The sequence below is a fragment of the Bacillus cereus genome, from assembly GCF_002577405.1.
GTDB lineage: Bacteria > Bacillota > Bacilli > Bacillales > Bacillaceae_G > Bacillus_A > Bacillus_A cereus_AU.
The window spans coordinates 147,990-173,446 of the sequence record NZ_NULR01000011.1 but is presented as its reverse complement, the minus strand read 5'-3'; the positions used below and the strand labels follow the sequence as shown (position 1 = coordinate 173,446).

The following is a 25,457-nucleotide window of genomic DNA, read 5'->3' as shown; positions in this document are numbered from 1 at the left end:
CTTTATTTCACATATACATAGGCTTTATTTACAATTAAGCAGATTTTATTTTATATAAATATTACTATACTAATCTAAAATTTCTGTGTTTACATTTTTTTCTTTTTATCTCATAATTTTAATTGGGAAAAGGGAGGAAAGAAATGGTTCAAATCAAAGTGACACCTGAAATGCTAGAAGAAGTTGCTAATCGTGCAAGTAATACCAGAATCGCATTAGAATCTATACATAATAATTTATGTAATGAAATAGATCATTTGTGTTTTCAATGGATTGGAGCCTCTAATCAACAGTTCGTTCAAATGTTCAATGATGCGAAACCAAAAGCTTTTACATCTATCAATTCAATTATGCAAGTAGAAGAAGATTTGAAACGAATTGCTGAAAAATTTCGTAATACAGATAATCAAGATGTTACAATGGAAGAAGATGCAATGTGTGGTAAACCTTCTTCGGAGGAAAAAGGATTTGATGGAAAAAAATTAGCCAGAGATATAGCTGGTGAAATAAGTGGTGAGTATGATATTAAAAGAGCGTGGGATGGAGTTGATCCATCCACTGGCGAAAAACTTTCAACCTGGGATAGAATTTTTGCAGGTGGAATGGCAGTAGCTGGTCTTACACCAGTCGGGAAACTTGCTAAAGTGGGAAAAGGCGTTAAGATGACGCATGCTGCAGTAGAAAGTAAAAATCTTTTACGAGGAGAGGATTACTTAAAATCAGCAACACGACCAAACGGCATTGGTAAACCGCATATTGGTGAGAATGGAAACTTAATTCCAGCAAATAAAGAAGGGATGTATAAGGGCCGACAAGTAACTGTCACTGAACATATCTTAGGTGGATATCGAAGGGGAGCAAAACATAATAGCCCTTATACTAGTTTCTCAATAAATCCTGAAGTTGCAAGCAATTATGGTAAAAATATTATTGATATTGACTTACCTGCTTTAAGAAAGGGTATTAGAGAAGGAGAAGTAACAGACGTTGCTATTTTGAGCCCTAAGCAAATAGAACGTTTAATAAAGCAAGATTCCGCAACTACAGATCATTGGAAAAATCTCGCTTTAAATTGGACTAAAAGGGATACTGAATACCTTATAAGAGGAGAAATTCCTAGTAAGTACTTTAACATTAAGAAATGAGAGGGATATTCGCTATGAAACTATACTTTAAAGACATACATTTAGGTGATATTTCAAATGCAAATGGTGATGGTTTTTGGATGTATGGGGATATTAACTTCACTAATAATATTTCTGATTTCAAAGAGTTTCTTAACAAAATGGTAGATGAAAATAATCCATCTTTAGATGATGTAAATCCAATTCTATTGGATGAAAACAATTGGTTTGTATCTAAAAATGATCAATTAGAGGGAATTGGAATACCCGCTGTCTATTTTGATTCAAATGAAATAGAATGGCGTTGGAGATAAATAAAAAGGTTCTCAGTTAAGAGAACCTTTTTCACCTCACTTCACATAAGATGAATTTTGTTGTCGCTAACAGGGGGATAACAAAATCAATTTTAATTTCTTCTATATTTTGTTCAAGGGATGAAAATAAAAAATGAAAAAACGTGTCTAACTTTTTGTGGTCACTTCACATTTCGCTCATGACTTTTTTAACTAAATAATCTTTTTAAATAAGTTATATACTTTTTTTGAACTATCTTCATTTAATTGATAATACGTAAGGTTTAAATCATCAGGAGTATCTTGCTGAGCGATCATCACTTCGCCATTGTCGTGATCAACTACCCATATGAAATATTTTTTATAAGTTCCATCTTCAAACGTAATCCACATATCACAATCTATTAAATCTGAGCCTTCTTCATCTAATGTTAATTTCCCTTTTTTCGCGGTATCCATACTCGTAATGAACGTTTTTAATTCATCTGTTTTTGTGAGAAAGATATCCTTTTTCGTCTTAATTGATTCTACATGTATATCTTTTATTTCCTGTTTTCCTAAAAAAAAAGGGGGTTCATTTGGATCTCGTGAAGTTGAAATAATAGTCACTTTCTTTTTCGGTTTGTTTGCTGTATAGAAATCTTGAATAGATTTCCCAGAGTTTATAAACCACACGATTCCAGAAATAATCAATACGCTACCTAGCAGTAAAATGATTTTTTTAATAGGGTATTCTCCTCTCTATTACTTCGTGTGAAAGGCTTTTCTATTAATATATGATAGGTAAGCGTAAAGTATTATAGTTGTACGTGGCTATTTTTCACAGTTTTAATAGGGCGATCAACGAATAAATTGTAAGTAAGCCCTATTAATACGAGAATTCCACCGATAATTTTGCCAATTGATAGCTCGTTTGTCATGAAGAAATCAATGATAGTTCCCATAAACAATTGTCCGATAAAGATGAGTAACGTTAAATAAAATGCTGATATTTTAGGAGTAATATAGTTTGATAATGAAATAACGATAACGCCAACTAGGCCACCTAAATAGACTACGAAAGGGATTTTTTGTAGTGTATGACTTGATATATATATAGAATCTGAACTGAAAATTAAAAATATCATGGAGAAAAATAATCCAGTAATATAATTGAAAAATGTACCTTCCCAATTTCCAATTTTCTTTGCTAAATTCGCATTAATAATTCTAGCAACAACGATAGAAACTCCAACTAAAATAGCGATACAAATATATAACATTTTCTTGCCCCCATTAATAAATTGTCATGATAATAATTCCAGAAGAAATGAACACTAATCCAATTAGTTTTTTCTTTTCAAACTTTGCAACCTTCATTCCTAATAAACCGAAATGATCAATTATGATAGAAGCAATGGATTGACCGAGTAGACTTAATGCGATTGTAATAGAAGCGCCAAGAGCGGAGAAGCTTATATTGCTAAAAAGTACTGTGAATACTCCAATGGCTCCGGCGCTATATAAATACAGCGGAATTCCTTTCTCAAAACGAATTTTATTTTTGTTGATAATTAAGACGACAATAACTGCTACTAAACCTACGAGGTGAATGACAACGCTCGCTGTGTAATTTCCAATTATCTCGGATAAAATTCCATTAAGTGGAATCATAATAGCGATAAGTGCCCCAATAAAGACAGAAAGAAAGTTATACAATGTAATATCCCCTTTATATTTCATGTTTGTAATGACTGTATCACGCTGAAATTGTATATTGCTATGACATATGTCATAGTGAAAGAAGAAAATTTTGATTACAATGGGGATGAGTTGTAAAGGTGGGGGAAGTATGAAGAAAGTATGTAACACAAATAAATTAGCAGAGTATATGAAACAAAATAATATTGATTCATTTTTTAGTAATGATATGAAACCATATATGGAACTTATATTTTTTAAAAAGAATGAGTTCATTTGTAGGGAGAATGAAGAAATAGATTATTTATATTTCTTTGTGGAAGGAAAAGCGAAAGCGTTTAATACATTAAGTAATGGGAAATCTGTATTGCTATGTTTCTATGATAGTTTGCAGCTGCTTGGAGATGTGGAATTAATTCACTCTCAAAAGATTACGTCAAACGTACAAGTAATGGCAGATTCATATTGTGTTGCTTTGCCTTTAGGAAAAGTGAGAAACCAACTATTTCATGATGCAAAGTTTTTAAGATGTATTTGTGGATCATTAGCACATAAGTTAAATCGACTATCAAAAAACAGTACAATTAATTTATTATACCCGCTTGAAAATCGACTTGCGAGTTACATGTTAGCAGCAGGGGAACGAGCGGTTCAGCACGGAAATAGAATTGTGTTTAGCGGGAATTTAACGGAAATAGCTGAATTGCTAGGAACGAGTTATCGGCATTTATTACGTACATTAAATGTTTTTTGTGATAAAGAGATTATAAAGAAAAACAATGGTTGCTTTGAAATGATGAATGTAGATGTATTGAAGGAATTGGCTGCGGATGTATATAAATAGGAGGGGACTATAAATGATTACGCCTATATTTAGAATTTTTGATATTGAAAAAGCGCAGTTGTTTTACTTTGATTTTTTAGGATTTAAACTTGATTGGGAACATCGGTATGAGGAAAGATTGTAGAAATGTAAGAACTTAATATACAAGTTTTCATAAATTGAGTAGTGTAATTACGTGTTAAATGAATGGAATGAAGAGTAGTTCATAAAGTAGTGAACTGCTCTTTTTTATTTTGTTAAACAGATTGAATTATTAAAAAATAAATCGTATGATAAAACATATGAACAAATGAGCATATATTCATGTGTTTTAAGAAGGAGGAAAAAGATGCTAGATGCAATTATTGTTGGAGCTGGTCAAGCGGGATTGGCAATAGGATACTATTTGAAGCAGGAACGTTATAACTTTCTGTTACTAGACGCTGGAAACCGAATTGGTGATTCATGGAGAAAACGCTATGATTCTTTGCAACTTTTTACCCCGAGGTCATATAGTAGCTTGCCAGGGATGGCATTAATAGGAGAGGAAAATGGCTTTCCATATAAAGATGAAATTGCTAATTATTTAGAGAGATATGCACAGCATTTTCAATTCCCAGTACAAGTACAAACTGAGGTTTTAAAAATAAGAAAACAACAAGACATATTCGAATTACATACTCCTACAGAAATTCTACAAACGAAAAAAGTTATTATCGCAACAGGAGGTTTTCAACAGCCATTTATCCCCTCATTTTCACAACATCTTTCATCACATATTTTTCAAATACATTCATCACAATATAAATCACCATTGCAAATTCCAAAGGGAAAAGTACTTGTAGTAGGTGGAGGGAATTCAGGAATGCAAATAGCAGTAGAACTTGCAAAAAACCATGAAGTTACAATGTCTATCAGTCATCCATTAACGTTTTTACCGTTACATTTTTTTAGAAAAAGCATTTTTAATTGGCTAGAAAAAATGGGTTTACTATTTGCTGAAATAAATACAAAGCGAGGAAGATGGTTTCAAAAGAAAAAGGACCCCATTTTTGGTTTTGAAGGTAAGGAACTCATTCGTAATGGAGCAATTAAACTACAGGAAAAAGTGATAAGTGCATCAGAAAATAAGATTATGTTTCAAAATGGTGATACATATAGTGCGCAAAGTATTATATGGTCAACTGGTTTTATTCAGGATTATACATGGATTGAAATAGAAAAGGCAGTGAATGAGGATGGATTTCCTAATCATACAAAGGGAATAAGTCCAGTAAGAGGATTGTATTATATCGGATTACCGTGGCAATCGCAAAGGGGTTCTGCACTTATTTGTGGTGTAGGAAAGGATGCAGCGTATTTGATTTCTGAAATCAAAAAAATAGATCAGTAGCAGCAACTACTGATCATCCATATGTACATGAATTAGGAGAGGTCAAACATTTATTAACTTTATTATAATAGATTTTCATGGAATAAAAAACTGAAAATTCTTGTTTTTTTATTGAGAAAGTTTTTTGTATCGAAATATATGAAAAAACAGGGATTTTTATTAAAAGGAACAATGATATTTATATTTTCGTAAATTATGATATAGTCTGAATTAGAGGGGTTTCCATAAATGTAATTATTTTCATGCTAATTTCGTTTCTGTTGTTTCATTTCATTATGGAACTCCATAGGTATTATTATTTACGGAAGCATATAGAAGATGGAGGGAGAACGCATACAATCTTTTAAAGGGGCTGTAATGTATTTCGCAAAAGATTTGGTCGCTTTATGTTTATGTACGGATTTTAGAAGTCGATAAAAATATTATGTAAATAATAAAAGTGTCACAAATTTTTATATATTATTGTGATTGATATCACATCCTTTTTTCTCAATGGATATTATGCTTAGGTTGTAACGAATGATTGGGAGAGGGTGGGATGATATGTTTTGTTATCAATGTGAACAAACGCCAACAGGTGGATGTAAAATAATAGGTGTTTGCGGTAAGAATGAAACAATCGCAAGTTTACAAGATACGATTGTGTTTGGATTAAAAGGAATTGCGGCCTATCGTACTCATGCTGCTCAGCTAGGGTATACAGATGCATTTGTAGATGCTACAACTCAAGAAGCGTTATATATGACATTAACAAATTCTAATTTTAATGAACAAGAACATATTGATATGGCTATGAAAGTAGGGAAATCGGCTTTACGAGTGATGGAGTTGTTGGATGAGGCACATACGAATCACTTTGGTGTTCCAGAACCTGTTCAAATTACACAAAATCATGTAGAAGGTAAGGCAATTGTAGTTACTGGTCATAATTTATTTGCATTAGAGGAATTATTAAAGCAAACAGAAGGAAAAGACATTAATATTTATACGCATTCTGAAATGCTACCAGCGCACGGATATCCACAATTGAAAAAATATAAACATTTAAAAGGAAACATTGGTAAGGCGTGGTATGATCAACGACGTCTTTTTGAAAAATTCACTGGTGCGATATTGGCTACAACGAACTGTGTTATGCCAATTAAAGGCTCATACTCTGATCGATTCTTTTCATATGATATTGCTGGGTTAGAGGGCGTACAGAAAATTGAAAATGATGATTTTGCACCACTGATTCAAAAAGCGCTAGAACTTCCCGAAGTACATATGGAATCGGATGAACAGTTAGTAACAGGGTTTCATCATAATACAGTATTATCATTAGCTCCAGAAATCATTGAAGCAGTAAAGGAAGGGAAAATAAAGCGTTTCTTTGTGATCGCAGGTTGTGATGCACCAGGAAAAGGCGGAGAATATTATCGTGAATTAGCAACATCACTTCCGCCAGAAACGGTTATTTTAACAACTTCTTGCGGGAAATTCCGCTTTAATGATGTAAATTATGGTGTTGTACCTGGTACGGAGATTCCGCGTTACATTGATTTAGGACAATGTAATAATTCAATTTCTACAGTAAAAATAGCGGCTGCTTTAGCAGATGCTTTCCAATGTGAAGTGAATGAATTGCCAGTGAGTATTGTCCTATCATGGTTTGAACAAAAAGCGGTTGCGATATTACTTGGGCTATTTAGTCTTGGGATTCAAGACATTCGAATTGGTCCAAAGGCACCTGAATTTATTTCGCCTGGTGTGCTTGATGTATTACAAGAAACATTTGGTTTAAAACTGATTACAACTGCAGCAGAAGATATAGATATGATGTTATCGTAAAAAAAAAGGATGTTTTCATACAGTAGTGGAAATCATTTGTAGGTGAGTTAGTAGAAGAATAATTAAAGGATTCATTTTATTAATAGAGAGAATCCACTATATCCATAAACTTCAGAAGTTTAAAAAGCTCCACAACAAAAATATGTACATATTTTTGTTGTGGAGCTTTCTTTAGCTTACAAGGTATATGGATAGTTCGCCATAAAAAAGTAGACTGTATCCAATTGGGATAAAGCGGATTTGAAATTTTTTGAAAATAAAGTTGACATTCACAACTACTTAGTCATACAATGTACTTGTAATAAGTAATACCGAATAGTGAGGTTAATCGAAATATATTCAGTAAACAATAGGGAATAGCGGATTTTAGAAAAAATTAAAAATCCAGTTGACATTCACAACTACTTAGTCATACAATGTACTTGTAATAAGTAATACTGAATAGTATGGTTTCTCAAAAGCTATTCAGTAAAAAATTCGCCTTAGTACTCTGTGATACTGAATATAAGTCAGACAGAATAGGGGGTAGAGGAGGATCAGAATATGGAAAATTTAACTGAAATGCTGAAAGGTTCACTAGAAGGATGTGTGCTGGAAATCATTAGTCGCCGTGAAACGTATGGCTATGAGATTACCCGTCACTTGAATGATCTTGGGTTTACCGAAGTCGTAGAAGGAACGGTTTATACTATCCTCGTACGATTAGAAAAGAAAAAGCTTGTGAATATTGAAAAGAAACCGTCAGATATGGGGCCGCCTCGTAAGTTTTATTCACTTAATGAAGCTGGCCACCAGGAGCTTGAATTGTTTTGGAAAAAATGGGATTTTGTATCTTCAAAAATTAACGTCTTGAAGTCAAATTAGCCTCATAATATAAAATGTTCCGGCTCATATTTGGAGAGTTTCTTGTTCTGCTTTATAAAAAAGGAGGAAAATAAGATGTTGGAAATGTTCAAAAAATTAATTGGTGATAAAAAAGAGTACAAAATGATGATGGGACGTGTTGAAGCACTGCCAGAGGACTATCAGTTTGTGTTTAAGAAAATTCAAAACTACATGTGGAATTTCTCGGCGGGTAACGGGATGGATATGTTACACATCCAGTATGAATTAATCGATTTGTTTGAAGCTGGTGCAGCGGAAGGCAGACAAGTGCTTGACATTACTGGGGAGGACGTAGCATCGTTTGCTGACGAACTAGTGGCAAATGCTAAAACGTATGTCTCTAAGTATCGTGAAGATTTGAATGAAAGTATTATGAAGAAATTGGGGAAAAAATAAATGCAATAAGTAATACTGACTGATTAGCTGGTTATAAATGTGAACTGCCGCCATCGCTATTCAGTTATATTTTCAAGCTCTACTAAGTAATACAGATTATCAGTGATACTAAATAGAGGTGTAGGTAATTTAATTTTATAAGGGGGAACAAGTATGAGTCATGCAGTGATTTCTGTAAAAGGGTTAAAAAAATCTTTTAAAGATAAAGAAGTCTTAAAGGGAGTAGATTTTGAGGTGCAGCGCGGTGAAATTTTCGCGCTGCTGGGATCAAATGGAGCGGGAAAGACGACAACGGTCAATATCCTTTCGACGCTGATGAAGCAAGATGGTGGTGAAGTAAGTATTTGCGACTTTGACGTTCAGTGTCAACCGGATCATGTTCGTCAAAGTATCAGTTTGACAGGGCAGTTCGCAGCTTTAGACGGCATGCTGACTGGGAGGGAAAACTTAATAATGATTGCCAAGTTGCGCGAGGTTCCTAATCCTACTCAAGTCGCTGACAATTTGCTTGCAAGATTCAGCCTGACTGATGCAGCAAACCAAAGGGCAGACCAGTATTCGGGAGGGATGAAACGCCGACTTGATATTGCTATGAGTTTGATTGGGACGCCAGCAGTCATTTTTCTCGACGAACCAACGACAGGGCTTGATCCTGAAGCGCGGATTGAAGTTTGGGATACCGTTAAGGAACTTGCCGGCGGAGGCACAACGATCTTATTGACGACTCAGTACTTGGAGGAAGCAGAACAACTGGCGGATCGTATTGCGATCTTGCATGGCGGAAAAATCATTACGACTGGTACTCTTACTGAACTTAAAGAAATGTTCCCTCCAGCAAAAGTGGAATATATCGAGAAGCAGCCGACATTAGAAGAAATTTTCCTTGCGATCATCGGCAAAAAGGAGGAGATGTAAATGAAAAGCAAAACAGGAGTATTACTAGGTCGTTTAATGCGCAACATCATGCGTAGCCCAGATACGATTATTACAGTAGCGATTACGCCGATTATGATGATGTTGTTGTTTGTTTACGTATTTGGTGGTGCCATAAAGACAGGAACGGATAACTATGTCAATTATTTATTGCCGGGAATTTTGCTGATGGCTATTGCATCTGGTGTTGCTTACACATCCGTACGATTGTTTACGGATGTAAAGAGCGGGCTGATGGCGCGTTTCATTACGATGCCAATCAAGCGCTCGTCGGTATTATGGGCTCACGTATTAACCTCTCTTGTTGCTAATGTTCTTACTATGGTGGTGGTTATTCTCGTTGCGCTTTTAATGGGCTTCCGTTCCAGTGCTAATATTTTAGATTGGCTCGCGGTAGCTGGGATACTCGGGATGTTTACGCTGGCGCTAACATGGCTGGCTATAATTCCAGGGTTGACAGCTAAGTCTATGGAAGGGGCGACAGCCTACTCGTACCCGCTCATTTTTCTACCTTTTATTAGTTCGGCCTTTGTTCCTACCGAAACGATGCCAAAAATTGTTCGTGCGTTTGCAGAGAATCAGCCTGTAACTTCAATCGTGAATGCGATCCGTGCTCTCTTATATGAAGGGACTGTTGGCAACGACATTTGGATTGCACTTGCTTGGTGCGTGGGCATTATGATTATCGCTTACTTCTTCGCGGGTAAAGCATTTAAACGTCAGTTAGGGTAAGTACCGAGGTAACTAAACCTTCCGGAATAATATATATGTTTTGAAAAGCACGGAAGATTTTCCGTGCTTTTATTTTTATAGGGCCCATTGAATTCAGCAAGAAGGAAAATTTATTAGATAAAGAGAAATACAAGTTGATTGGCAATTGAGTAAGTTAAGGAGATCATATTTATAATGAATACTATAAAAACCACAGGGTGCTTCACTATTGTTGATAATAGTGAAGGGAAAATATTACTAGTTAAACGAAATGATTATCCTATCTGGGATTTGCCTGGGGGAAGATTAGAAGAAAATGAACAGTTAGAGAAGTGTGCTATAAGAGAAACTAAAGAAGAAACGGGCTATATAATTGCTATTGAGCGTAAAATAGGAGAATATCACCAACCTGAATACGATGATATGCAACATTTATTTTCAGGAAAATTACTAGGGGGAGAGCCAATAAATAATGGACCTGAAACTGCAAAAATTGGGTGGTTTAATCCTAGTAGATTACCTTTGTTAATGGTTCCAAATAGACGGAAACAGATCAGTAATTTTATGAGACACAAAAATTCACTAATAAAAGAGACATTAAAGACATCATTTATGGTAAAGGTATTGAAAAAAATTATGTGAGATGGCTATTGAATTAACGGGGGCTTTAGTTGAGGGAGGCTCATTGAAACGCCCCAATTTTTTTATAAAACGTTGGAGCAATTAGATGAAATAAGAGCATGTTTTGATTAATCTTTTTTCAAAACATGCTCTTTCTATTTGTCTTTTAGCAACGTCATTCTCATCAATTTGCTCAAACTTTATTTTAAAGTTATAGTAGCAAATACAATGTTTCCCCTAGGTATTTGAAAATAGGGAAAAGTAAAGCCAAATATCATTTTGGGGTATACTGTTCACTGCTTATGGACGGTATAAGCATAATCTCTCTTGTAAACCTTCCAACACTTCTTCAGGTACTTCCCTGATTTTAATATCTTTACCTAGGAAAAGTATCCAATTCGTGATTTCTGCCAATTCATCGGCATTGTTAACATTGATAAAAGTTTTTAGAATGGCTGTGGATTGAAAAGGGTTTGTGTAGGAAACCGAAATTTTTAAAGGATGGTATTTTTTGAACTGAGCAATCGCTTTTGGACCAAGTTCTAGTACAAGGTTGATTACTTCATCCTGTTTACTTAGTTTTTCTAAAATCTTTTTCTTACTTAAACTTTTTTTCGGCGTGTAGGGTTCGATATCGATGAGATGGTCGACAGGAAACATCTTCTTTTTTTCTTTTTCTAAGTCAAAGCCTTCAATTATCCAATGGCTTATTTCTTGATAAAGGTGCAATAGATAAATTGGATAAGATTTAATTGTTTTCTCTTCTTTTATGGTAATCAATAAATGGCTGTCCAAAAGAAGGGTTTGGATGAGTTTTTCTAATATTGGATGGGGGAGGTCAGAAAGCTCAAGTAGGTCGGGATTATTGGGATTAGTTCCTCCAAAAAGCAAGATTTGATTTAAAAGAACAAGATCATCTTGCTGGGTTTCTGAGATGAGTCCTAGTAGTTTTTCAGCTAAAGACTGACGGCTTTTTAGATAGGGAAGTTGTTGATTTCTTGTGGCCATAAAGGCAATAAAAAGAGCTTTAACCTCGTTATCAGTAAAGCGAACAACGGGCAGGATAGAGTTATGCATAACAAAATATCCTCCATCCCTTCCAACTTCAGCGACAAGTGGCATTCCCATGGCTTCAATTTCTCTAATGTCTCTAATAGCTGTTGATCGTGATATATTAAATTCTTGTATAATTTCAGAAATTGTAAAGTGGGAGCGGTTGTTGATATACCGCATGATGGTATTAATTCGTTCAACTTTTTTCATTTTGGTCTCCTAAACAGTATCATTTTTTGACATGATTTAAAGATATTATAAACTTATCAGATGAAAAGATAAATCATTTGATTAATTAAAAAAGAGGAAGGTTTTGAATATGAAAAATTATACTTTAGAAGAAAAAGATAGCTTTATCGTGTTAGGTATTGGAACTGAAATAAAGAGCGCATACACAGACTTTGCTGGAATAAATAAAGAAAAGGAAGATTTTTGGTCGGCTGTTAAAGAAGATGGAAGGCTGGACACTTTAAAAGCTATAGCTACAAATGAATACATTTTTTCTGTGAGTGAAGCGGTGAATAATAAGATGATGTATTATGCTGGTGTCATGACAGAAGCACAAATACAAGAAGAATCTAGAGTAATCCAGTTTCCGATGGGGGAATACTTAGTAGTTAAAGGAGAAGGTAAGACTGCTGAGGAGCTAAGTAATAAGCTTACTGGCATTGCCTTTGGTCAAGTTTTACCTGAAGCAAAGGATTTTGCCTATGTTGGTGGGCCAAATACAACGGTTGAGATGGGGCAGCGAAACGGCTTAGTTTTTGGTGAAATGTGGATTCCAGTTGTTAGGAAGTAAAGAGTTAAAAGGAGAGATGGAATTGTCCAATATCGTTGATTTTAAAAATGTAACTACAGCTGGTTTAGAGTCTTCACCTGTAGCAGAAGCGCTTGCTGGTTTACGTGCCCATGAAGCCCGTTACTTTATGAACAAATACAAACATGAATTTAAGGTTGTTCCAGCTAGTGAAAGCGAGGAGACCCTTGATTATGTGAACCGTATTTTGAAAGAAGAACGTGATATTGAGTTTACGGCCCAACCTTTAGAAACATCGTGTTTTCAAGTGGAAAATATTAAATTTTCCTATGTCTTTTATGAGGATGGTCTTGCAGTCAACGTCATGTATACATTGGATAACCCGAAGAAGCGAGCTGTTGGATTTAAGCTTTCTGAGGGAATGGAGATACCAAAGGAGTTAGAAGAGAAGTTTAAGTTTGCTAGGCAGAAGTCTAAACTTGCTGGAACAATTCGAGGCTCGTTTTTTGTAATTAAAGGAGAATATATTGTAAGTTAAAGAAACTAGTCGTTTGTTGTATTTTAACAGGCGTGAATATGAAAGGTAGGGCTAATAATCTTGAGTTGTTAGCCTTTTTTATATTGTTCTAAATAGGGGAAGCATCACATTGCTTTAAGTTAAATTTATAGATTAAAGAATACATTGAGTTTTGCTAATAGTATGTTGTGTTAACCTCATATGTATAGGTATACATTAATCTTTTCTCTCGTCAATCATGATAACATGAACAATAAGAAAATTTGTGTAAGATAAAGGGGGAATATTATGACTGAAACAAACGGATTTTCAGGAATCAATTTAAAAAAAGATGTGAAGTTTTCTATTATAATCCCTGCACACAATGAAGAAAAGTACATTAGAAAATGTTTGGATTCAATTGCAAAGGCATCAGAGGTATATAAAGATCAAACGGAAGTCATAGTTGTTTTAAATCGTTGTACAGATAAAACAGAGGAAATAGCAAAATCTTATAACTGTATTACATTAAAAAATGACGATAAAAACTTATCTAAAATCCGAAATGCAGGGGCCAAAATAGCTAGCGGAGAAATAATCGTTACTATAGATGCTGATACCCAAATGACAGAGTCTATGCTGTCTAATGTAGATAAATATTTAGCTTCAGGTAAATACATTGGGGGTGGGGTAACTGGGAAGTTTGAAAGAATATCTTTTGGAATATTCTTTTCCGCAATTTTAATAATAATCCCCTTACTTTTTAAGTATGGAGTTATATCTGTAGGGATTTTTTGGTGCTATAAAAAAGACTTTATGGCAATCAACGGATTTAATGAAAACATGCTTATGGCAGAAGATGCAGATTTTGCTAAACGGTTAAAAGGATGGGGAAAGCAAAATAATAAGAAATTCGGTACAATTAAAAATGGAATGATAACCTCGTGCAGAAGATTTGATAAATATGGAGACTGGGCTTTACTTAAAAATCCAAAAGTGATTTTAGCATATCTAAAAGGAACTGATAAAAAATACGCAGATAAAACCTACTATGATAATCAAGAAAGATAGCAATGGAGAAAATCGGCAGGGAATAGTGAGAACAGTTGATACTATTGTAGATACATTGAGAAACCAACTAGATTTAACAGGTGTGAAACATGGATGTGAGGCCGATAAAATCTTGTATCATGTTTGCAATAGAAGCACCAGAAAAAAGGATATCAACTATTGAAGAATTATATGATTAACCTTAGTTATAAAAAATAATAAATATAACGAGAAAGCCATCAATTTGATTAATGTTTTTTTCAAATTGATGGCTTTTATTTTTGAAATAAATAGCTATTTTATAGAACATGTTTTTTTGACCCCCATAAATTTTTTTGTTCCTTCGAATATATAGTGAGGACAAAAACATTCCTGCCACACAACATCAAGGGAATGAAAAGAAGAATCCATAGAATATTGAAGATGGAGATTCATTTCATGTTAGGACTGATATCATTTTGTGCAGCAACCTCACGAAATGGTGGAATTCATTTGTAAGTTATTTAGGTTAGTTGTTTGATTTCAAAGCTAAAAGGAAGTTATTATTCTATATTCCTATTAAGCTATTTTTGTATCAAAACCTTAGAAGGTTAGAGTTTGTATTTATACTTAGAGTAAGAAGAAAAGGAGCATGTGAAAAATATAATGGAGAAAAAAATTCAACAAGAGAAAGATAAATCAAAGCCTGTTTTTTATGATCCTAAAGGAAGAAGAAAAAAAGCTTTTAGTTGGTTTCTATGTATCTCAATAGTTAGCTTAAGTATTGTATTTTATTTTTTCTTTCAAAGTATTTTTTCGACACCAGAAATTCCAAATATAAATCCTTCTGTAAAACAAGATACTAAACTGGTACCTATTAATCAAAAACTCAGCGACGAGCAGTTAAAGAAAGAAGAATTTAAACCTAATACCGAAATGAAAAACACTGAAAATTCGGTTGATTCAACGAACGATAGCAAACAACCTAAAGAAGTGTATGGTTTTTATGTAAACTGGGATGAAAATAGTACTGCTTCTTTAAAAGAAAATATCGATTCCTTAACTATGTTAGTACCAGAATGGTATCACTTAAAAGCAGACTTAACAATTAGTAGTGAGATAAAACCTGAGATTGTTAAGTTAGCAGAAAAAAATCATGTGAAAATTATGCCTTTACTTACTAACTATACAGAGGAAGCTTCTGGTCCTGATAGTGAACTTATTCATAAGTTACTGAATTCACCAGATCATGTAAAGACAAAGTTTATTAACGATTTAGTAAAGCAAGTTGAAAAGAATCAATTTTCAGGTATTAATATTGACTTTGAGGCAATACCTGAAAGCGATAGAGAAAACTTAACCAATTTCATGAAAGAACTTACTACGGTCTTTCATAAACATCATTTGCTCGTTACGCAAGATGTTCCTGCTAATGATAAGGCCTTTGATTATGGTGCATTAGCCAAAGTAATAGATCGTATGATTGTAATGATGTATGACGAGCACTATGGGGCAGGGGTACCAGGACCAGTTGCTTCAAATAAATGGTTTGAACATACGCTCAATGAACTAGACATTCCGTCTGAGAAACTTATAGTTGCTTTCGGTAACTATGGATATGATTGGGAAGTAAATAGCAAAGAACCTGCGAAGTCTGTAACTTTCTCAGAAGTTATGACAATGACTCAGGATTCAAATATAAAAATTCAATGGGATAATATTAGTGGAAATCCTTATTTTCGATATAAAATAGGAGAGAAAGAACATACCGCTTGGTTCTTAGATGGTGTTACTCTTTATAATCAAGTAAAAATCGCAATGAACAACAATGCGAAGGGATTTGCGTTATGGAGACTAGGAGCAGAAGATCCTACTATATGGAAAGCTTTAAAAGATCCTATTGAGGTACAAAATAATCCTGATGCATTACATAAAATCGCTAGTTTAGATGAAGTGAATTATTCTGGACAAGGCGAAATTTTACAGATTGAGAATGAAAGACAAAATGGATCGAGAGATTTTAAGGTAGACAAAAATGGTTATCTTACAGATGAAGTGTATCAATCACTATCATCTGCATACGAAGTGCAACGATATGGAAAACCAAAAGGCAAACAAGTAGTATTAACATTTGATGATGGACCGGATCCTAAATATACGCCGGAAATTCTAGATATATTAAAAGAGTATAAAATAAAAGCTGCCTTTTTTGTACTTGGTGAAAATGCGCAACTAAATCCTAGTATTGTTAAAAGAATATACGATGAAGGGCATGAAATTGGCAATCATACCTTCAAGCATCCTAACGTCGCTGATACATCTTTACTACGTACAAAAGTAGAACTTAATACAACTCAGCGCCTAATTCAGGAAATAACTGGACATTCTACGGTTTTATTTAGGTCACCATATGAAGCAGATGCTAACCCGGATTCATCAAATGAAATACTGCCTATTTTGCGTGCACAAAATATGAACTATACAATGGTGGCAGAAAATATTGATCCTGAGGATTGGGCGACTCCATCCACAAATGAATTAGTAAAGCGTACTCTTGATCCCATTTATAAGGGGGAGGGAAATGTTATTCTTCTCCATGATGCAGGAGGGAATCGTACCCATACGGTAGAGGCGCTGCCGATGATTATTAAAGATCTTAAAAAGAATGGATATAGTTTTGTAACAATTTCAGATTTAATGGATAAAGAACGAGATGAAGTTATGCCTCCCGTTTCTTCTGAGGATAAGCAATATGCACTTTACAATAAAGCTGTTTTTTCAGGAGTAGGATATTCTAAGCATATATTAACAACTATTTTTTATATTGCTATTGGATTAGGTATTTTTCGATTCCTATTTTTAATTTATTTTGCATTCAAGCAAAAAAAGAAAACAAAATCTCGTTTATTTGCTAATTCGTCTTATCAACCTTTTGTTAGTGTTATCATAGCAGCATATAATGAAGAGAAGGTTATAGTTAAGACTATTCGCTCAATTTTGGATAGTAATTATAGAGAGTTTGAAATTATTGTCGTTGATGACGGATCGAAAGATGATACGTCAAAAGTCATTCAAGAAACATTCTATAAACATCCTAAAGTTCGTTTAATTCAGAAAGAAAATGGTGGAAAATCATCCGCAATGAACTTAGGATTTCAAAAATCACGTGGCGAAATAATTGTTACCTTAGATGCGGATACAATTATTGCGCAAGATGCTATTTCTCTAATGATTAGACACTTTGAAGATCATAATGTAGCGGCAGTTTCAGGCAATGTCAAAGTGGGAAATAGACGAAATTTGTTAACTACTTGGCAACATGTTGAATATATTACAGGATTTAATTTAGAACGCAGAGCTTTTGATGAGTTAAATTGTATTACGGTAGTTCCTGGAGCTATTGGAGCATGGCGTAAAAAGAATGTAGTCGAATCTGGATATTTAAGTGAAGATACATTAGCAGAAGATACGGATCTTACTATAACATTTTTACGCGAAGGGCATAGAATTGTATATGAAGAAAGAGCATACGCTTATACGGAGTCACCTGAAGATGTGAAAAGTCTTATTAAACAGCGATATCGTTGGTCGTATGGTACACTCCAGTGTCTTTGGAAACATCGAAAAGCATTGTTTAATGCAAAACATAAAACATTAGGGTTTATTGCATTACCTAATATGTGGTTATTCCAATATATTTTGCAATTCATTGCTCCTTTAGCAGATATACTAATGATTATAGGGTTATTTGGTAACGATCCGCTAAAAGTTTTAGGCTTTTATTTTGTATTCTTTTTAATGGATCTTCTCGCTTCTCTGTTTGCATTTAAATTAGAGAAAGAGAACCCTAAACCACTAGGATGGTTAATTTTACAACGATTTATTTATCGTCAATTTATGACTTATGTTGTAATTAAATCTATATTTTCATCCATTCGAGGGGTAGCGGTAGGATGGAATAAACTAAAGAGAATGGGGAGTGTTAAGCATTCTCCTGAACATAAGGAGGCATCATAAGAGAGAAGATAATCTGCTCTCTTTTTGTTATTGACTTTAGTCAGTTGAACCTGGAGAAGGCAAAATATAAAACCACCCGTTAAACTGGAAAAATAAAATCTCCTATAACGAAATTTCTATTCATTATTGACTACTCATAGTGAGACATTATAGTAAGAAACCCCTTTAATTTCGGACTGAAGGGGTTTCTTACTATTTTTTTAAAATGACGGACACAAAATTGTATATCCTTTCGAATTATATATATGGATATCATTAATATTTATATAAAAGGGGAGAAAAAATATGAAAGAAATGTATGAAGAGATTACTGAAGTATTGAAGGTATTGGCGCATCCTGTCCGTTTATCCTTAGTAGAAATAATGCTTGCAAAAGGTCCTACAAATGTAACAACAATGTATGAAACATTACAAATGCCTCAAAGTACAATTAGTCAACATTTATCCAAGCTAAAAGCTACTAAAATCGTTACAGGTACTCGTAAAGGGTTAGAAATTTATTATGAAGTAACGGATAATCGTACAAAAGCGATATTATTAAGTTTGTTGTAAACCCATTATCCGAAAGAAGTCGATTCATTAGCACTGGCCAACGCTCAATTAAACTCGCAAACTGCTTATAAGAATTTTTTAGTGGTCAAAGTACTATCATCATAAAAGAATTAAGACAAAACTAAAAGGCATGAGCCCGGTACAATACCCGGACTCATGCCTTTTAGTTTTGCCTAATGAAATAATCTGTCTAACCGTAAACGTCCCGATTGCTTTAGCTAATAATCAGTGGGGGATGAAGAAAACCCCCACTGATTAAAGTTTCACTTTATGGGATCACTTCAAGAATTGCGGCTTTTACTATTATTTTTTTGAACGGGCAAGTAACCAAACAAAGTATGGTCCACCAATAAGTGCTGTAAAGACCCCAGCAGGAATTTCTAAAGGAGGTACGAGCCCTTTTCCTAAAGTATCAGCAAGCAGTAAAACAATAATCCCTATTAAAGCAGAGGCCGGAAGGAGTACATAATATTTTCCTCCCACAAGCCTTCTTGCAATATGCGGTGCGATTAACCCTACAAAACCAATTGTTCCGACAATGGCAACGGTAGCGGCGACAAGTAATGCGGATAAGAATAATAGAAGCATCCTTGTGCGATCCACGTTTGCTCCTAAACCTGTCGCGAGTTCATCTCCTAATGAGAGTACTTCAATGCGAATCGAGAAATATATGACAAGTGGTACGAGAACGACGATCCATGGTAGTAGTTGATAGACGTGATCCCATTGTCGTCCCCAAAGGCTCCCAGCTAACCATGCGAGTGCAGTATTAATTTCTACTGGGAATTTCACCATCAGTAGTTGTAATCCTGCCTGACAAAGTGCTGAAAGGGCAACTCCGGCAAGAGCTAAAGTCGAAGTTTTTAATTTGTTACCTCGTGCAAAAAAGTATAAGCATACTGTAACAAACATGGCACCAATAAATGCAAAAATGGGCAGGGTATAAGCAGGTGCGCTTGGGAAAAGCAAAATAACAATTGCAGCACTTAGCCCAGCACCTTTAGATACACCAATAACATCAGGAGATGCCAGTGGGTTTTTTAAAATTCCTTGCAAAACTGCTCCAGAAATAGAAAGGCCAATTCCTGCTAGAATAGCAATAAAGTACCTTGGTAAGCGAAATGTAATAAGAATGTTTTTAACTGAAGTAGGCTCTCCGGTAAATAGACACTGAATGATGTCGAGAGGGGAAATCCAAATGGCTCCAGCCCCTAAACTAAGTAAGCTCGCAATAATTAAAAGAGCTAATAAAGTTGTAAAAGTAATGAATAGTTTTTTTCTATGATTTACGTTTGTTGTTTTCATTTCGTCTCAAGTCTCGCTCCTTTCTTAGCTAAAAATAAGAAGAATGGAGAGCCGATAATCGCTGTTACAATTCCGACAGGTGTATCGTAAGGGTACGAAATAAAGCGTGATAAAATATCGGCATATACTAATAGCACACCGCCTAGTAGAGCGGTAAATGGAATGAGTCTTTGGTAAGACGATCCGATAAGTGAACGCGCAATATGGGGTCCCATTAATCCAATAAATCCAATAGGACCAGCAATTGCTACAGAAGAGCCTGATAGTAGTACAACGCTAATTGCAGCTAGAATTTGTGTTCTTTTTACATTCGTTCCAAGTCCTTTTGCTACTTCTTGTCCCATATTTAATAGAGTTAAAGATTTAGATAACCAAATAGCAAGGATTAAACCAAGGATATACCAAGGCCAGGCCATTTGTACTTTAATCCAGCGAGCTCCATCTACACCACCAGCCATCCAATAAATAATACTATCTGTAGAATTTTCATCGATTAGAATTAGTGTTTGTGTAAATGAAGATAAGATCAAATGAATGACCATTCCGGCTAGTGCGAGGCGTACGGGTGACATTTCTTTTATATTGGCTAACATATAGACGATACAACCACCAAATGCCGCACCGATAAACGCAGCTATAACCATTCCAGTGCTTGCAACAGAAGGGAACAATACCATAATTGTAACGACCGCAAGGGAAGCACCTGCATTTACTCCAAAAACTTGTGGTGAAGCAAGGGCGTTACGAGTGATTGCTTGCATAATCGCACCAGATACGGCTAAGGCGCTACCAACGAGAAAGGTAACAATAAGGCGTGGCAAACGAATATCTCGGATTATTAAATATGTTTTATGATCTTTTGGTGCCCATAAATCTTGCATTTGTATATTTGTAGCGCCGATTAAAAAGCTACCCAATGCCCCGATAATAAGTAAAAGAAAAAGTAAAATATAAAATATGATGGCACGTTTTTGATTAGTGCTCCTCATGCTCTTTAATCGCTCCTTTTATCATCAATAAAAAAGTAAGGTATATACGTAGATGGAAGTCACTACTCCGCATACACCTTACTTTGTTTACTATTATTTCTTTTCTATCTTTTTCAGTGTATCAATTGTTTGATCCATAATGATTTCGGCTGGAATTAATCCACGGAAACGAGCCCATGTCATACGGTCAAAATAGTAGATTTGTTTGTTGTTTGCGACTTTTGTTTCTTTCCAGAGCGCTTCTGTTTCCCAATCTTTCTCAACTGTTTTTTCGCCATCTGTCATTAGGAATAGGACATCTGGATTTATTTTTAAGAATTGCTCTAGGTTAGCATTATAGTATGGTCCACCAGCTGTTTCTTTAAATGCTTGTGCATCTTTATCTTGTAGTGCAGTTGGAAGGCCAAGCTTTTTAAAGATTGTTCCTACATATGAAATGTCTGAGTGTAAAAACATTTTATCTACTGTTGCGTGAGCTGGAGCAATGACTAAATCTTTAAATTTACTTTCATCTAGTTCTTTTTGGAAATTCGCTACTTTTTCATTATGTTTTTTTAATACTTCGTCACCTTTTTGGTCTTCTCCAACCGCATGCGCAATTTGTTTAAACTGTTCGAGTGTTTGGTCATAAGTTTGATTTGAACTTTGGAAGCCAATTGTTGGTGCGATAGTACTTAATTGCTTATAAATATCTTTATGACTTTGACGACTAGAGTCGATAATAATTAAATCTGGTTGCAATGAACTAATCACTTCAACGTTTGGTTGTTTACGTGAACCAACAGATGTATAATCCTTTACTTTATCTTTTATTTCTGGAATAATGCGTTCGGGCTTACCATCATCAGCGATTCCTACAGGAGAAATATTTAAGTTAGCTAAAGCGTCTAAGAAAGAAAACTCTAGCACAACGATTTTTTTCGGTTTTCCTTTTATTTCTGTAGTACCTAAATCATGTTTTACAGTAATTGTTTCTGCATTGCTGTCATCTTTGTTGTTGGCCTTTGCGTTTTCCTTATCCTTATCGCTACCACATGCTGTTAAAGCAAAAAGTAGAATAGCGGCTAAAATAGAAAAGGCCCACTTTTTTCCCCTCATTCTAAAACATCTCCTCATTACTATGTATAAATAGATATTGAAAATCATTTTCAATTATAATGTTAATTTTATGCAAAATCAATGTATTTATTTCACTAGGTGTATTTTTTTTATATAATTTTAATTTAGAAGATTCCTACTTTAAGCTTGTTTAGAGATAGGGGAGATAGTTCAATTCGTAATATACAAAGAGGAGATTGTGAAGATCTTGTTCGTATAAAGTTCATTTATTTTTATATTTTTGTAATAAAATAAATGAACGTGCATTGAATCGTCAAAAGTATACTTGTTCATAGATGTAAACTCCTTTTAGGAGACATACAAACCATTCATGATAAAGAGATTAATAAAAGTGCACCGGAGTACGTGCGATATGTGATGAATAAAGAGTATTCTAATATATAAGGAAAATTAGTATCCAGTTATGTATAAAAAGCATAACTGGATTTTTATTTATAAACATAATAATTTACTAGATTTTGTATTTTGTGTAAGATAATAAAGAATATTCAATTAATAATCAAAGGAAGAGATATAAATGAAGCTGCCACTATTACAAGTAGAGACAGAGAGACTTATTATTCGTCCATTTCAAAAAGAGGATTATGAAAGTTGGTTAGATGGATTCAATAAGAGGTTACCATCTCAATATAAATACGATGATGGCTATCATGATATGTCGTCTTCAAAAAAAGAATGGTTCACGGAATGGATAAGAGGATTTGATGAGGCGGCACGGCGGGATGAAATGTACGTTCTAGGTATTTTTCAGAAAGAAAATGGTGCCAATATTGGAAAGCTAGAACTTATAAAAATTTTACGTATGGATTATCAATGGGCGATGATGGGATATTCAATTCATAATCAATATTGGAAAAATGGATACGGAGTAGAAAGTGTAGTAGCTGCGCTGCCGTTATTTTTTTATAGTCTTCAATTTCATAGAATCGAATTACATATACATGTTGATAATGAGCCATCCGTTCGTCTTGCAGAAAGAGCAGGTTTTTCATTTGAATGTAAGAGAGAAGCATTTTCTCAGGAGAATGGTAAGTGGGCAGATTTTCTTATTTATTATAAAAACAAGGAGCTAGATATATGAGGGTACTTATTACAGGTGGAAATCGAGGATTAGGGTTACAGTTAGTAAAGGTATTTCATGAAAATGGACATATCGTTTATCCGCTAGTTAGAAGTGAGGAAGCGATAGAACAATTAAAACAGATGTGTACTTCTAGATGTTTTCCTATATTAGCAGATTTATCAGCCGATGATAGTACTGAACGTATTAAGGAGCAGCTTGAGAAATATACGGAGCATATTGATCTAGTTATAAATAACGCTGGGATACCTGGAAAGGAAACCGAGATTTTACGGACAAATTCAGAAGAGTTAACGGAACTATTTAATATTCATTGCTTAGGTGTAATTCGAGCTATAAAAGGTACATATATGGCTTTAACTAGGTCGAATCATCCGAGAATTATCAATATGTCCTCTCGATTAGGTTCATTACATAAAATGGCGACCAAAGAATTTTCACAAGGTCAGTTTTCGTATTCATATCGAATTGCTAAGGCTGCACAAAATATGTTAACACTCTGTTTACAACAAGAGTTTGAAAATAAAGGAATTCGTGTAACTGCAATTCATCCAGGAAAATTAAAGACTGAAATTGGAGCTTTTGATGCGGATATGACTCCGGCTCAAGGAGCTCAAAATATATATAAGTGGGTTATAGATTCGAATGAGGATGTTTCAGGAAAGTTTATTGAACCGGGTGTAGGGGAGTTGAAGTGGTAATGTACGATTTTATAGTCATTTAAAGTACATTTGGATCTTAAAAGTAACGAATGAAGAAAGCCTGGCATATAGCCAGGGCTTTACGTTATCTATTCAACACTTCAATATAAGAAGCATCTCCAGTTGTTCGAATTGTAGAGCGGAAATTGTTATGTTCTAACGTTTCTGCAACTTGTTTTAGTTGCTGTGCATCATCATGATGAATAAGTAAGCTGTCGGAACCACTTTCTTCTATATGAATGTGTTCGACGTTTCCGATCGCATTATGTATAGCTTTTAAAAATTCAGGCTTCATATTGTCCTCCTATATGTATGTAACGTCGTTATTAGTATTTCCTTATTTTTGAAATATAAAAGTGGAAGAAGGGAGAAATAAAAATGAATATAACGCAGTTTAAAGAACATATTACATCACTTTTTGAAGAGCATCTTCATAAATACGGTGATGACGAATATGGTTTTACTCATATTAGTAAAGAAGAATTTCACAAAATAGGTTACACAACAAATGTAACGTTAGAAACGATTGAAGAAGCGTATCGAAATGGAGTCGATATGATCGTTACACATCATGCACCTTGGAGTTTTTTATTTGGTATGGAAGAGGCTTGTATTGAGAAATTAAAACAATACGAAATGAATCATTTTTGGATTCATTTGCCGTTAGATTTTGTGGAATTTGGAACGTGTACGTCGCTATTTCATGAAATTGGGATAGATACAATTTTAGAATACTCTACGTATGAGGAAGAGGAATTACCTGGAATAGGTGAGTTTGAAGAAGCGATTCCCTTTTCAAACTTAGTTGGAAAACTGGAAGAAAGAATGGAAGAGAAAGTGAAGAGCTGGAGGAATCATGATAAACCAGTAAAACGAATTGCGATTTTAACTGGTGCAGGAAACAATACAAATTTGATTGAGCGAGCGTTAGAAAAAGGTTGTGATACGTACATAACAGGAGAAAAAACATTATATACGGTGCAATATGCGAAATTTAAAGGCATTAACTTAATTGTAGGTAGTCATACGTTTACAGAGGTGTTTGGTGTGGAGAGCTTGGCTCGTAAGTTAAAGGGAATAGATAAATCAATAGAAATTACTAGATTAAATGAAGATCATTTGGAGTGAGGGAAATGGTAACTATATACGCAAATTATGGGGAATCAAAAGTGAAGTTAACATGGAAAAAAGATTGTATATTGCCAGAATACGAAAGGATCACGAGTGTTCACGGTTTTTGTTTTCATAAAAATAAGGTTTTACTAATAAACCATGAACAGCGTGGTTGGGACTTTCCTGGTGGGCATATAGAAGAAGGAGAACTACCAGAAGAATGTTTTAAAAGAGAAGCATGGGAAGAAGGGTATGTAAAAGGAGAATGTGCTTTATTTGGATATATTATCGTTGATCATAGTGATAATCCTAATTGGAATGAAAATAGTCCGTATCCGAAAGTGGGATATCAGCCATTCTACCGGATGGAGATTAATGAAATACATGAGTTTGATGGGGAGTATGAATCTGATAACAGGATGTTTGTTAACGTAGAAGAAATTGCGTCGCATTATCATAAATGGAATGAATTCTATGAAGAAATATTGAAGGAAGCCGCTGCAATAAAATAATATTGTTTTTTGTTACATTAAGATGTCCCGAGAGGATTCTCCTT

General features: G+C 34.5%; 27 protein-coding genes and 3 pseudogenes. 22 read left to right on the top strand and 8 right to left on the bottom strand.

The window, feature by feature from the left end:
• Positions 1-143: 143 nt before the first annotated feature.
• Together COC96_RS15290 and COC96_RS15285 are read left to right on the top strand one after the other, a co-directional pair.
• Positions 144-1,145, top strand: coding sequence for a WXG100 family type VII secretion target (locus COC96_RS15290; RefSeq protein WP_098267470.1), 1,002 nt, complete (start codon positions 144-146; stop codon positions 1,143-1,145).
• A gap of 14 nt (positions 1,146-1,159) precedes the next feature.
• Entirely contained in the window at positions 1,160-1,438 is a 279-nt protein-coding gene (locus COC96_RS15285; protein WP_016126853.1) for a hypothetical protein, read from the top strand.
• A gap of 192 nt (positions 1,439-1,630) precedes the next feature.
• Here COC96_RS15285 and COC96_RS15280 read toward each other — a convergent pair whose 3' ends face one another.
• From COC96_RS15280 to COC96_RS15270, 3 genes are all read right to left on the bottom strand, one after another.
• Positions 1,631-2,125: a hypothetical protein gene (locus COC96_RS15280; protein ID WP_142340008.1), complete on the bottom strand. Its 495-nt coding sequence runs from the start codon at positions 2,123-2,125 to the stop codon at positions 1,631-1,633.
• Between the two features lie 89 nt (positions 2,126-2,214).
• A complete protein-coding gene (locus tag COC96_RS15275; protein WP_088229794.1) occupies positions 2,215-2,679 on the bottom strand; it encodes a DMT family transporter in 465 nt (154 codons plus the stop codon).
• A 13-nt stretch (positions 2,680-2,692) separates the two neighbouring features.
• Complete coding sequence (locus tag COC96_RS15270; RefSeq protein WP_141555257.1) at positions 2,693-3,139, bottom strand: DMT family transporter; 447 nt, start codon at positions 3,137-3,139, stop codon at positions 2,693-2,695.
• Positions 3,140-3,248: 109 nt separating this feature from the next.
• Here COC96_RS15270 and yeiL point away from each other — a divergent pair, with 109 nt between their 5' ends.
• The 9 genes and pseudogenes from yeiL to COC96_RS15220 all read left to right on the top strand — a co-directional run bounded on the left by yeiL (position 3,249) and on the right by COC96_RS15220 (position 10,710).
• Positions 3,249-3,941: a transcriptional regulator YeiL gene (gene yeiL, locus COC96_RS15265; protein ID WP_098769018.1), complete on the top strand. Its 693-nt coding sequence runs from the start codon at positions 3,249-3,251 to the stop codon at positions 3,939-3,941.
• A gap of 13 nt (positions 3,942-3,954) precedes the next feature.
• Positions 3,955-4,062: pseudogene (locus COC96_RS15260) on the top strand (glyoxalase superfamily protein); the annotation flags it as partial.
• A 207-nt stretch (positions 4,063-4,269) separates the two neighbouring features.
• Positions 4,270-5,313 (top strand): flavin-containing monooxygenase, encoded by a 1,044-nt coding sequence (locus COC96_RS15255; protein WP_098769017.1) that lies wholly within the window; start codon positions 4,270-4,272, stop codon positions 5,311-5,313.
• 543 nt (positions 5,314-5,856) lie between these two features.
• A complete protein-coding gene (hcp, locus tag COC96_RS15245; RefSeq protein ID WP_098769027.1) occupies positions 5,857-7,143 on the top strand; it encodes a hydroxylamine reductase in 1,287 nt (428 codons plus the stop codon).
• A gap of 543 nt (positions 7,144-7,686) precedes the next feature.
• Complete coding sequence (locus tag COC96_RS15240; protein WP_098267474.1) at positions 7,687-8,007, top strand: PadR family transcriptional regulator; 321 nt, start codon at positions 7,687-7,689, stop codon at positions 8,005-8,007.
• 75 nt (positions 8,008-8,082) lie between these two features.
• Positions 8,083-8,424, top strand: coding sequence for a DUF1048 domain-containing protein (locus tag COC96_RS15235; RefSeq protein WP_088229787.1), 342 nt, complete (start codon positions 8,083-8,085; stop codon positions 8,422-8,424).
• A 153-nt stretch (positions 8,425-8,577) separates the two neighbouring features.
• A complete protein-coding gene (locus tag COC96_RS15230) occupies positions 8,578-9,339 on the top strand; it encodes an ABC transporter ATP-binding protein (RefSeq protein ID WP_098769016.1) in 762 nt (253 codons plus the stop codon).
• On the top strand, positions 9,340-10,089 hold the full coding sequence (locus tag COC96_RS15225) for an ABC transporter permease (RefSeq protein WP_098267476.1): 750 nt from the start codon (positions 9,340-9,342) through the stop codon (positions 10,087-10,089).
• A gap of 174 nt (positions 10,090-10,263) precedes the next feature.
• Positions 10,264-10,710, top strand: a complete 447-nt coding sequence (locus tag COC96_RS15220; RefSeq protein WP_098769015.1) for an NUDIX hydrolase — start codon at positions 10,264-10,266, stop codon at positions 10,708-10,710.
• Positions 10,711-10,989: 279 nt separating this feature from the next.
• On the opposite strand, the gene COC96_RS15215 is transcribed toward COC96_RS15220, so the two are convergent.
• On the bottom strand, positions 10,990-11,952 hold the full coding sequence (locus tag COC96_RS15215; RefSeq protein WP_098769014.1) for a helix-turn-helix transcriptional regulator: 963 nt from the start codon (positions 11,950-11,952) through the stop codon (positions 10,990-10,992).
• A gap of 109 nt (positions 11,953-12,061) precedes the next feature.
• Here COC96_RS15215 and COC96_RS15210 point away from each other — a divergent pair, with 109 nt between their 5' ends.
• From COC96_RS15210 to COC96_RS28535, 6 genes and pseudogenes are all read left to right on the top strand, one after another.
• The gene (locus COC96_RS15210) at positions 12,062-12,541 is read left to right on the top strand and encodes a GyrI-like domain-containing protein (RefSeq protein WP_098267479.1); all 480 of its coding nucleotides are present in this window, start codon (positions 12,062-12,064) and stop codon (positions 12,539-12,541) included.
• On the top strand, positions 12,528-13,037 hold the full coding sequence (locus tag COC96_RS15205; protein ID WP_098267480.1) for a phage tail protein: 510 nt from the start codon (positions 12,528-12,530) through the stop codon (positions 13,035-13,037). The genes COC96_RS15210 and COC96_RS15205 overlap by 14 nt, the downstream gene beginning before the upstream one ends.
• Positions 13,038-13,304: 267 nt before the next feature.
• Positions 13,305-14,066 carry a glycosyltransferase gene (locus tag COC96_RS15200; RefSeq protein ID WP_098267481.1) on the top strand — a complete coding sequence of 254 codons (762 nt, stop codon included), beginning with the start codon at positions 13,305-13,307 and terminating at the stop codon, positions 14,064-14,066.
• A gap of 624 nt (positions 14,067-14,690) precedes the next feature.
• Positions 14,691-18,041 carry a glycosyltransferase gene (locus COC96_RS15190; RefSeq protein ID WP_098769013.1) on the top strand — a complete coding sequence of 1,117 codons (3,351 nt, stop codon included), beginning with the start codon at positions 14,691-14,693 and terminating at the stop codon, positions 18,039-18,041.
• A gap of 285 nt (positions 18,042-18,326) precedes the next feature.
• Complete coding sequence (locus COC96_RS15185) at positions 18,327-18,593, top strand: ArsR/SmtB family transcription factor (protein WP_098267483.1); 267 nt, start codon at positions 18,327-18,329, stop codon at positions 18,591-18,593.
• Positions 18,594-18,687: 94 nt separating this feature from the next.
• Positions 18,688-18,852 (top strand): annotated as a pseudogene (locus COC96_RS28535) (hypothetical protein); the annotation flags it as partial.
• A 44-nt stretch (positions 18,853-18,896) separates the two neighbouring features.
• On the opposite strand, the gene COC96_RS15180 reads toward COC96_RS28535, so the two are convergent.
• The 3 genes from COC96_RS15180 to COC96_RS15170 all read right to left on the bottom strand — a co-directional run bounded on the left by COC96_RS15180 (position 18,897) and on the right by COC96_RS15170 (position 21,985).
• Positions 18,897-19,898 (bottom strand): FecCD family ABC transporter permease, encoded by a 1,002-nt coding sequence (locus COC96_RS15180; RefSeq protein ID WP_098267484.1) that lies wholly within the window; start codon positions 19,896-19,898, stop codon positions 18,897-18,899.
• Entirely contained in the window at positions 19,895-20,887 is a 993-nt protein-coding gene (locus COC96_RS15175; RefSeq protein WP_098769012.1) for a FecCD family ABC transporter permease, read from the bottom strand. Before COC96_RS15175 ends, COC96_RS15180 begins: the two co-directional genes overlap by 4 nt.
• 93 nt (positions 20,888-20,980) lie before the next feature.
• Positions 20,981-21,985 carry an ABC transporter substrate-binding protein gene (locus COC96_RS15170; RefSeq protein WP_098267486.1) on the bottom strand — a complete coding sequence of 335 codons (1,005 nt, stop codon included), beginning with the start codon at positions 21,983-21,985 and terminating at the stop codon, positions 20,981-20,983.
• 333 nt (positions 21,986-22,318) lie between these two features.
• Here COC96_RS15170 and COC96_RS28375 point away from each other — a divergent pair.
• From COC96_RS28375 to COC96_RS15160, 3 genes and pseudogenes are all read left to right on the top strand, one after another.
• Positions 22,319-22,390 (top strand): annotated as a pseudogene (locus tag COC96_RS28375) (NAD(P)H-dependent oxidoreductase); the annotation flags it as partial.
• Positions 22,391-22,523: 133 nt separating this feature from the next.
• Entirely contained in the window at positions 22,524-23,087 is a 564-nt protein-coding gene (locus COC96_RS15165) for a GNAT family N-acetyltransferase (protein ID WP_098267487.1), read from the top strand.
• The gene (locus COC96_RS15160; protein ID WP_098267488.1) at positions 23,084-23,788 is read left to right on the top strand and encodes an SDR family NAD(P)-dependent oxidoreductase; all 705 of its coding nucleotides are present in this window, start codon (positions 23,084-23,086) and stop codon (positions 23,786-23,788) included. Before COC96_RS15165 ends, COC96_RS15160 begins: the two co-directional genes overlap by 4 nt.
• Positions 23,789-23,873: 85 nt before the next feature.
• On the opposite strand, the gene COC96_RS15155 is transcribed toward COC96_RS15160, so the two are convergent.
• Positions 23,874-24,083: a hypothetical protein gene (locus COC96_RS15155; protein WP_097903309.1), complete on the bottom strand. Its 210-nt coding sequence runs from the start codon at positions 24,081-24,083 to the stop codon at positions 23,874-23,876.
• Between the two features lie 83 nt (positions 24,084-24,166).
• Here COC96_RS15155 and COC96_RS15150 point away from each other — a divergent pair, with 83 nt between their 5' ends.
• Both COC96_RS15150 and COC96_RS15145 read left to right on the top strand, forming a co-directional pair.
• Entirely contained in the window at positions 24,167-24,916 is a 750-nt protein-coding gene (locus COC96_RS15150; protein WP_098769011.1) for a Nif3-like dinuclear metal center hexameric protein, read from the top strand.
• A gap of 5 nt (positions 24,917-24,921) precedes the next feature.
• The gene (locus tag COC96_RS15145; RefSeq protein WP_098356791.1) at positions 24,922-25,413 is read left to right on the top strand and encodes an NUDIX hydrolase; all 492 of its coding nucleotides are present in this window, start codon (positions 24,922-24,924) and stop codon (positions 25,411-25,413) included.
• Positions 25,414-25,457: the final 44 nt, after the last annotated feature.

What these genes read in the sequence shown, in the direction of transcription:
- COC96_RS15290 (WP_098267470.1), top strand. Translation starts at nt 144, where the DNA reads ATGGTTCAAATCAAAGTGACACCTGAAATGCTAGAAGAAGTTGCTAAT.
- COC96_RS15285 (WP_016126853.1), top strand. Translation starts at nt 1,160, where the DNA reads ATGAAACTATACTTTAAAGACATACATTTAGGTGATATTTCAAATGCA.
- COC96_RS15275 (WP_088229794.1), bottom strand. Translation starts at nt 2,679, where the DNA reads ATGTTATATATTTGTATCGCTATTTTAGTTGGAGTTTCTATCGTTGTT.
- COC96_RS15270 (WP_141555257.1), bottom strand. Translation starts at nt 3,139, where the DNA reads ATGAAATATAAAGGGGATATTACATTGTATAACTTTCTTTCTGTCTTT.
- yeiL (WP_098769018.1), top strand. Translation starts at nt 3,249, where the DNA reads ATGAAGAAAGTATGTAACACAAATAAATTAGCAGAGTATATGAAACAA.
- COC96_RS15255 (WP_098769017.1), top strand. Translation starts at nt 4,270, where the DNA reads ATGCTAGATGCAATTATTGTTGGAGCTGGTCAAGCGGGATTGGCAATA.
- hcp (WP_098769027.1), top strand. Translation starts at nt 5,857, where the DNA reads ATGTTTTGTTATCAATGTGAACAAACGCCAACAGGTGGATGTAAAATA.
- COC96_RS15240 (WP_098267474.1), top strand. Translation starts at nt 7,687, where the DNA reads ATGGAAAATTTAACTGAAATGCTGAAAGGTTCACTAGAAGGATGTGTG.
- COC96_RS15235 (WP_088229787.1), top strand. Translation starts at nt 8,083, where the DNA reads ATGTTGGAAATGTTCAAAAAATTAATTGGTGATAAAAAAGAGTACAAA.
- COC96_RS15230 (WP_098769016.1), top strand. Translation starts at nt 8,578, where the DNA reads ATGAGTCATGCAGTGATTTCTGTAAAAGGGTTAAAAAAATCTTTTAAA.
- COC96_RS15225 (WP_098267476.1), top strand. Translation starts at nt 9,340, where the DNA reads ATGAAAAGCAAAACAGGAGTATTACTAGGTCGTTTAATGCGCAACATC.
- COC96_RS15220 (WP_098769015.1), top strand. Translation starts at nt 10,264, where the DNA reads ATGAATACTATAAAAACCACAGGGTGCTTCACTATTGTTGATAATAGT.
- COC96_RS15215 (WP_098769014.1), bottom strand. Translation starts at nt 11,952, where the DNA reads ATGAAAAAAGTTGAACGAATTAATACCATCATGCGGTATATCAACAAC.
- COC96_RS15210 (WP_098267479.1), top strand. Translation starts at nt 12,062, where the DNA reads ATGAAAAATTATACTTTAGAAGAAAAAGATAGCTTTATCGTGTTAGGT.
- COC96_RS15200 (WP_098267481.1), top strand. Translation starts at nt 13,305, where the DNA reads ATGACTGAAACAAACGGATTTTCAGGAATCAATTTAAAAAAAGATGTG.
- COC96_RS15190 (WP_098769013.1), top strand. Translation starts at nt 14,691, where the DNA reads ATGGAGAAAAAAATTCAACAAGAGAAAGATAAATCAAAGCCTGTTTTT.
- COC96_RS15185 (WP_098267483.1), top strand. Translation starts at nt 18,327, where the DNA reads ATGAAAGAAATGTATGAAGAGATTACTGAAGTATTGAAGGTATTGGCG.
- COC96_RS15180 (WP_098267484.1), bottom strand. Translation starts at nt 19,898, where the DNA reads ATGAAAACAACAAACGTAAATCATAGAAAAAAACTATTCATTACTTTT.
- COC96_RS15175 (WP_098769012.1), bottom strand. Translation starts at nt 20,887, where the DNA reads ATGAGGAGCACTAATCAAAAACGTGCCATCATATTTTATATTTTACTT.
- COC96_RS15170 (WP_098267486.1), bottom strand. Translation starts at nt 21,985, where the DNA reads ATGAGGGGAAAAAAGTGGGCCTTTTCTATTTTAGCCGCTATTCTACTT.
- COC96_RS15165 (WP_098267487.1), top strand. Translation starts at nt 22,524, where the DNA reads ATGAAGCTGCCACTATTACAAGTAGAGACAGAGAGACTTATTATTCGT.
- COC96_RS15160 (WP_098267488.1), top strand. Translation starts at nt 23,084, where the DNA reads ATGAGGGTACTTATTACAGGTGGAAATCGAGGATTAGGGTTACAGTTA.
- COC96_RS15155 (WP_097903309.1), bottom strand. Translation starts at nt 24,083, where the DNA reads ATGAAGCCTGAATTTTTAAAAGCTATACATAATGCGATCGGAAACGTC.
- COC96_RS15150 (WP_098769011.1), top strand. Translation starts at nt 24,167, where the DNA reads ATGAATATAACGCAGTTTAAAGAACATATTACATCACTTTTTGAAGAG.
- COC96_RS15145 (WP_098356791.1), top strand. Translation starts at nt 24,922, where the DNA reads ATGGTAACTATATACGCAAATTATGGGGAATCAAAAGTGAAGTTAACA.